Raw genomic sequence first — 362 nt, 5'->3', positions numbered from 1 at the left:
ATCTCGTTCCCGCCGGGCCGGGCGGCGCTGCTGGCCGACCGGGACGGAGCGGTGTTCGGCATCTGGGAGGGCGAGCTGGTGGCCGGCTGGGAGGAGTGGCGCCGGGCGGCACCGGTCTTCGTACGGCTGCACACCCGCGACGCCTTCGACGCCGCCATCTTCTACGCGGAGGTCCTGGAGTGGGCGTCGTCGGCCCCCGGGTCCTGCGAGGTGCGCTACGAGGACAACGAGGTCGTGCTGCGCAGCCGGGGCGACGTCGTGGCCCGTATCCACTCCGGCGCGGTCGAGGCGGCACCCGACCCGACGATCCGGCCGCACTGGCAGATCCACTTCACCGTCGACGACGTCGAGGCCGCCGCCCG

Annotated in this window: 1 pseudogene; it reads left to right on the top strand. The window is 74.0% G+C overall.

Annotated elements, in window-relative coordinates:
• Window positions 1-362, top strand: a pseudogene (locus tag KVT44_RS55740) (VOC family protein); the annotation flags it as partial.

The organism is Streptomyces sp. GbtcB7 (assembly GCF_019091445.1).
Lineage (GTDB): Bacteria > Actinomycetota > Actinomycetes > Streptomycetales > Streptomycetaceae > Streptomyces > Streptomyces mirabilis.
Note: the sequence above shows the minus strand (reverse complement) of the source record. Positions and strands in the feature narration are given on the sequence as shown.